This is a genomic window from Psychroflexus sp. MES1-P1E, assembly GCF_002836055.1.
In the GTDB taxonomy this organism is placed as follows: Bacteria; Bacteroidota; Bacteroidia; order Flavobacteriales; family Flavobacteriaceae; genus Psychroflexus.
Genome location: NZ_PJBS01000130.1, coordinates 1 through 6,302, shown reverse-complemented (window position 1 = coordinate 6,302; position 6,302 = coordinate 1). Strand labels below are relative to the sequence as shown.

The window sequence follows — 6,302 nt, the reverse complement described above, 5'->3', positions numbered from 1 at the left end:
ATCAACTCCAATCCTTGCGATTTCAAAGTTTCGTAACCAGCTACATTTTGTATAGAAACAAAATCTCTTGTCAAATTTAAATAATGATGCATTAAAGAATCGCTGTTAATTTGTTTATCAGCCAATAAGTCTCTGAAATATACACAAGCTGAAATTCCATATTTGTGTCCACCTATATTATGGTTAATATCCTCAATGTCTTTCTCTAGTCCATTTGCTATTTCTTTTAAAATTTTATTTCCAGAATTATCGTCTCGTCTATCTTCATTCCAGCTGTTTAGTGCAAAAGCAGAAATTACAGCAATAAAAATTGATAGAAATTCAAACCCACGCTTTTTCCACTTTTTTACTCTAAATTTTTTCACGAATGTTTATTTTGAAGGATAGCTAACAACCACATAACCCCTACTCAAATCTTCAGTATGAGGTTTACATCTATTAAAGGTGACCTTTTTATTTTCAACTAAACTAACACTTTCATATATATTATCCAATTCACTTTTTTTTGGTTTAATGCCATTTTATTTTCAATACTAACGACAGCCTGACCAGAACAAAGCTTGACGCCTAGACTACTTCTACCAAATTAAATTTGAATAAGCTTAAGTGGTAATGAACTACACAATAAAAAAAAACTCGTCTTGCCAAGAAAAACTATTTCTAAAAATCAACTGATCCCCAAAAGTTCATCGACATACAATCGGTTCAGTAAGCCCCAATGGTCGGGGGCTTTCATTTTGGGTTACAAAAAAAGCAGACAAGCTGGACCGACCATATGAATCTTTAGTTATTGGCGGTAGTTTCCATTTTTATTTCTTTTCCATTCCAATGAATTTCTAATTCCTTTCTTTCGGCTTCAAGTTGTTTGAAAAAAGTGATTTCAAAATTTTCAGTTTTTTCACTCCAATTTGTTTTTAAAAAGTCCCCTTTCATTGCAAATTCATCGCCAATTCTTATATCCAAAATTTCACTTTCAAAAATCACTTCATTACTCTTATTTAAAAATAAAAGAAAGTAATATTCAGGGTAACCCATGTGGTATGAATAATCGTAACCAGTATTTTGTCCAATAATTAAAACTTTCTGATTTAATTGTTTAATGTCTTCAATATCTTGTGAATCGTGAATGTCATAATCGGTATAATATGATTTTCCATTTATTGTGATTTTATTCCAGACATTGAATGAAATACTCCAAGGTTTTGAATAATCTCGATAAATTTCTTTAAAAAAAGTTGAGTCAATTTTCACTTGAGTTGTTCTCTCAATTTTTCCAATAGGTTTCATTATCTCAACATTATGACTATCAAAAAGTACTACAGAACTTTCGCTGATTTTGATAAAGTCAAAACCTATGTTGATTTCTATAGGTTTTGAATTATCAATAATTGGCAATTTCAAATCTAAATATGTTTTTAAAGTACTTTTTTGGGAGTAAGTTCCCTCTATGATGTTTTTATGACTTCTGTAGTCATTATAAAAAGCATAGTTTTGACCATAATTTTCTAATGAGAATAAAATTATCAATAGAACTAAAATCTTTTTCATATTTGTAAGTAAAGTAATTTGTATTGTAGGCTATATATAAAAGTAACTAATTTTTTGAACAAATATTGACAAGAGAGAATTCCAAAGAAATTTTACAGATAAGTAATTGCCAAATCAATCATAAACCATGTAATAACTAGTTTTTAATAGTTTAAAATTTTTTTTACAATTCCATTTTCAAAATATTCAATTGACTCTCCGCTTAACTCTCCATTTTTGTAATTCCACTCAATTTTCTTTTTTCCGCTTTTATAATATTCCGTAGATATTCTTGCTGGTATTCCATTTTTATATTTAAAGTCAATCCATTTTTCTCCAGTAGGATAATATGCGATTCCGCTGATTAGAATGTCATTTTCAAATTCCCAGATCGTTTCTTTTTCTCCAGTTTCATAATATCTGATTGCTGTTCCGTCTCTTATTCCGTTCTTAAAAGTGTATTCTTGAAGGAGTTTACCACTTTTAAAGTAAGATTTTCCTTCAATAATTTGTCCATTTTCATAATTCCATTTAGAGTAAGTTCCGTTTATGTGATATTCTTCTGAAATTCCATTCAATTGGTTGTTTTTATAATTCCAATCAACTTTTAAATCTCCATTTTCATAAAATTCTTTTGTAATTCCGTTTAGTTGACTTAAACTAGTTCCATTTTCTTTAATTTCTTTAGTTGTAGAACAAGAAAAAAGTATTGCTAATGATAGTAAAAATAGTATTCTTAATTTCATTTTGTCAAATTGTTTACAACATCTGTATAACCCCTATTCAAATCTTCAGTATAAAATATAGGTCTTTTAAAGATGTTGTTCTATCTTCAACTAAACTAACACTTTTGTAAACTTTATCCAAGAGACTTTTAATTAACCACTGAAAATCAAGCATTCAAGATTATAATGCGGCGATTGTTTGCCAACACTATTGGCTTATTCTTTTTCATTACAAAGCAAATGCAGGTTTCCGTCATCTTCATTTCCATGATTATTTTTAGGGACACTATTTATTTTCAAAAATAATGAGTGAAATAAAGGTACTCCCCTATTTAGAAAGCAGTTTAAAACAAGTTCAAAAGGAAGTAAAAACCTTATAAAACAACCTATTAATAGTTATCAAACAAGAGCATCAAAACCTTACCACTGGCACAAAACCAAAAGCTTTAACGCCAACACAAGAACAACTGGTACACATCAAACCGAAAGTATTAAAACAGTTTGATTCGAAAGGCCAGGCACAAAGACTCAGATATCACTGGCCTAAAACGAAATTAAGTGGCTATTAGATGGCTGTGACCGTTTTACAAGTAGAAGTAAGTTATGCAGGTCTAATACCAGTGATTAGAAAAAGCGAAAGCAGTGTAAAATGGACCAGTACCAAGCAGTAAATTAAATACGGGATTGCCCATATTTGTTTTATTGAATATAATAATGTCGCACTTCTTTGTTAATTCGTTTATGCTTTTTGTCAAATGTTTTAATCACCGTTTTTCTTTTTCGGTTTTTGTGAATTTCATATTCAATTAGTTCTCCTTCTTCATTATAATAATTCACTCTTGTTTTAAGCAAAGTTCATACGTCATAGATGTCTTGAGATTCAAAAGTTCCATTCTCTATATAAAACTTAATTTCTGATGATTTTCCATTCTCAAAATTTCCTGCAAGCCTTATATTTCCGTTAGGATAATAGTCGGTTTCTATTCCTTTGCAAATTTTATTGCAGTTTAATTAAGTCCAGCGTTTGCTATGTAAATCATTTCCTCCACCAAAGAGTATTCTTGGTATTTTTATAGTGTCATTTTTTCTTAAATCAATTGTGACTGTATTTTGTGAAATCCATTCTCCACTCTCAATATGATAAGTCAGTATTTTAATAGTGTCCGAATCAGGTAAAATCTGTATCAAATTCAGGCGTAATAATTTTACCAGAACATGCGCTATAGAAAACAAAATTTAATAGTATTTTCATAATTATGCATAACGCGATATTTATGGTTACTTACGAGATTAAGCAACTTAAATTGGTAAACAACTACGGACTAGAGAAAAGTCCTTCAGAGTATTTCAAATAAGCACATGCCAACGCAATTAATTATACACTTTGGTACCATTAGTTTTTATTTCAAATTTACTTTAATTGTAGCGATATCAATTCCTTGCACTACAATTTCAAATTCCTTTATGTTTTCAGAAGTTAAACGTGCTTTTATCAGAATTTTATTAAATTTTATTTCAGTTTTTATTATTTCTATACTCGGAATAACTTTATTGTGTTTATTCCTTTCCTCGGAAGTCAGTTTTGCATATTCCTCATCACTTGGAAATTCCAAATTGTTCTTTGAGGCATAAGTTTCATAAGGATAACCGCGTAATAAAATCTCGAGTTCTGTATTATTTGTTCCCAATTCGATTTTAATAATGCGATCTTTTTCTACATCAATTATTTTTTTATCTGGAATTAAAATTTTTATTTCATCTTCAAAAAAACTTCGGTCAGTAATTGACGGTAATTGGTCAAAGTCTTCTTTTGTGAGTCCGTTTTCCAACAAAGTCCATTTTTCATCTTCAGGATAATGAGAATAGACAAAGGATTCTGGATTAGTCATAAACCAAAAGTCATCTCTTTCGGTATTATCTTCATTTTTGCTTGCCCAAGTCGTGTCTATTAAAAACCATTTCTCATCAATTTTTACTGCATTCCAAGCGTGGTCAGGAACGTTTTTGGAAATAGAACTATCAAACCATTGTTTTGAATATCCATTCACAACTTCGCCTTGTATATCGAGGTCGTTACAAAGTTTTTTAAAGAAGAGTGAATAGCCACTACAAATTGCTTTTTTCCGTTCTAAAGTTTTATCTATAACGCTGTCCTGTGAAATATAAAATTCCTGCTTTAGTTTCTTACTTTCTAATAATTCAAAGTCGTAAGTAATATTGTTAGTAATCCATACAAATAAAGCACGCACTTTTTCTAAATCAGTAGTGAATTCCGACGTTATTTTTTCGGCAAGTTTGTCTTTTGGATTGAATCCAATATTTGCTACATGCTTATCGATTTCAGCAAAATCATATTGTGCATGGGAAATAAATCCAATGAAAAGCAGAAAAATTAATATATAAGATTGATGTATATACAAATTATTGGTACCGTCTAGGCTAGGGTTAGTATGATAATTAAAAGTAGTGAACTTTTGATTAAGCTTATAGCCAAAGCTTTTTATATTATTTTTATTTGAAAGCCAAATCAAAAGATTCAGCGGTCTTCACAAATAAACCAGACTATTAAATATAGTGCTTTCTGGCCCCATTTGTTATAGCCATTGTTAATAAATGTACTTTTCGTCAGTATTCCAATTCTAATTTTACTCAAAAAATTTAAAGTTCCATTTATTTAAAGAGATTTTGAATTGCTTCTGCGTAGTGTTTTTCAATTCCGACCGTTTATTTTATGCAATACGATTTAATCAATTCTTCCGTCCGATGTAAAATTATGTGCTTAGATATTACCTGCCAGTAAAACTTTAAAAAAATCTGATACCATCGATTTACCTAAATCTATACTCTAATCTACATTTGATAAAATTGTAATAGTATAACCAGATTTTGGCAAGTAGATTATCTCACCACTTACTCCATACCATCCACCACTATGACCTAAAATAGTTTCATTATACCTTTTATCTACATCTATTCTGTAACCTAAATGTGTATTATATCCTTTAATACGAGGCTTTATCAATAAGATCCACAGTTACTTTATTTATCAATTTATAGCTAAAAAGAGCTTTATTGAAATTAAATAAGTCTTCAGCGGTAGAATAGTGAAAACCTCCGGGAGATGCTTTTGACAAGTAAAAGACATTGTTCTTTAATGGCTTAGTTGGATCTCCTGCAAAAGTATAACCGTTTGCTTTATTTTCTATAATAGCGTCAACATCATAGGCATCTGTATTTGTCATTTTAGCTTTTCTGAAAATATTTTGGTTTAGATAGTCGTAGTAATTGTTTCCAGTGATTTCTTCTATAATTAATCCGAGTAGTAGATATCCCGGAGCATCATAATTATATTCTGTTCCCGGTTCTGAAAGCAAGGATTCATTTACGAATAATGGAACAAAGTTTTTTACGTCCTTGAATTTAAATTTACATTCATCCAAAAAATTAGTCACGTGAAAGTTTGATAATCCTGCAGTATGGGTTAATAACTGAGAGATGGTTACAGAATTTTTAACTTTCTCATTTGGATAATCTTTTAAATAATTTCCTGTCGGTGTGTTTAGATCAATTTTCCCTTCTTCATGTAATTGAAGTATCGCAACGGCGGTAAAGGTTTTTGTTATAGATGCGATATTAAATTTTGTGCCAGTTTTATTTTTTATATCATGTTCTTTACTCGCTAATCCATAAGCTCGTTTTTGAATAATATTACTATTTTTTGCTACTAAAATTGTTCCTGAAAATTCTTCAGCAGTTAACTTGTTAAGGAAGGAATCTGTTTTACTCTTTAAGGTAGAATCAACTTGGGAATAAAAGTTTTCAGCAGTAAATAAAAATAAATTGGTATTATTTCAATTTGATCACATCACTGATGCACATCCACTTATGTCAACTAAGATTACAATTACCAGTAAATATGGTGATTAAACTATAATTTCAAAGTTATACAAGCATATCATGCATATTAGACATTTATAAATATAAAAGATCAAGTCTAATTCTACCAAGTATAAATAAACGGTCGTTTCAGATAGTCTAAATCTACTTTTT

5 protein-coding genes and 1 pseudogene are annotated in these 6,302 nt (G+C 29.7%); all 6 read right to left on the bottom strand.

Annotated elements, in window-relative coordinates; translation table 11 throughout:
• A pseudogene (locus CXF67_RS03630) lies at positions 1-365 on the bottom strand (hypothetical protein); the annotation flags it as partial.
• Positions 366-783: 418 nt separating this feature from the next.
• A complete protein-coding gene (locus CXF67_RS03625; RefSeq protein WP_102087506.1) occupies positions 784-1,548 on the bottom strand; it encodes a hypothetical protein in 765 nt (254 codons plus the stop codon).
• Positions 1,549-1,691: 143 nt separating this feature from the next.
• Positions 1,692-2,273 carry a toxin-antitoxin system YwqK family antitoxin gene (locus tag CXF67_RS03620; protein ID WP_102087505.1) on the bottom strand — a complete coding sequence of 194 codons (582 nt, stop codon included), beginning with the start codon at positions 2,271-2,273 and terminating at the stop codon, positions 1,692-1,694.
• A 990-nt stretch (positions 2,274-3,263) separates the two neighbouring features.
• Positions 3,264-3,440, bottom strand: coding sequence for a hypothetical protein (locus tag CXF67_RS18070; protein WP_180957889.1), 177 nt, complete (start codon positions 3,438-3,440; stop codon positions 3,264-3,266).
• A 212-nt stretch (positions 3,441-3,652) separates the two neighbouring features.
• Entirely contained in the window at positions 3,653-4,783 is a 1,131-nt protein-coding gene (locus CXF67_RS03615) for a transglutaminase domain-containing protein (RefSeq protein ID WP_180957888.1), read from the bottom strand.
• Positions 4,784-5,254: 471 nt separating this feature from the next.
• Positions 5,255-5,956 carry a serine hydrolase domain-containing protein gene (locus CXF67_RS03610; protein WP_257984585.1) on the bottom strand — a complete coding sequence of 234 codons (702 nt, stop codon included), beginning with the start codon at positions 5,954-5,956 and terminating at the stop codon, positions 5,255-5,257.
• Between the last annotated feature and the right edge of the window lie 346 nt (positions 5,957-6,302).

Excerpts from the sequence above, each read along its gene's own strand:
- CXF67_RS03625 (WP_102087506.1), bottom strand. The coding sequence starts at position 1,548 with ATGAAAAAGATTTTAGTTCTATTGATAATTTTATTCTCATTAGAAAAT.
- CXF67_RS03620 (WP_102087505.1), bottom strand. The coding sequence starts at position 2,273 with ATGAAATTAAGAATACTATTTTTACTATCATTAGCAATACTTTTTTCT.